Source organism: Rhizobium sp. 05N49 (assembly GCF_056396805.1).
Genome location: NZ_JBFTME010000061.1, coordinates 1 through 452 on the forward strand (window position 1 = coordinate 1; position 452 = coordinate 452).

The 452-nt window shown below is 67.9% G+C and carries 1 pseudogene; it reads right to left on the minus strand.

Annotated features, from left to right (window positions below):
* A pseudogene (locus tag AC1DF8_RS36235) lies at positions 1-452 on the minus strand (hypothetical protein); the annotation flags it as partial.

The window sequence follows — 452 nt, forward strand, 5'->3', positions numbered from 1 at the left end:
TCACCGTCACCGACAGGGTCTGGTGGGCGAATCCGCCCAGGCACAGCAGGGCGATGGCCAGGTAGGGGCTTTCGACACGACCCACGAACATCATGCCGGTCATCAACACCGCCCCCAGGGTGAAGGCCCAGCGACGGGCGTTGATCAGGCTGACGCGGCGCTTCTGCAGGAACAGCACCACGGCCGGGCCGAACAGGCAGCCTATGTCGGCGGCCACGAACGGCAGCCAGGCGAACATCGCGATCTGGGCCAGGTCGAAATGGCGCACGGTGGTCAAGTACAGCGGCACCCAGAACGACAGCGTGCCCCACGTCGGGTCGGCCAGGAACCTGGGCAGGGCGATGCCCCAGAAGTTGCGCTGGGTCAGCAGCTTGGCCATCGACGGCTTGGCCCCGCCGTCCTCCAGGTGAGTCTCCTGGCCGGAGGCGATCAGGTCGCGCTCGGCGTCCGAC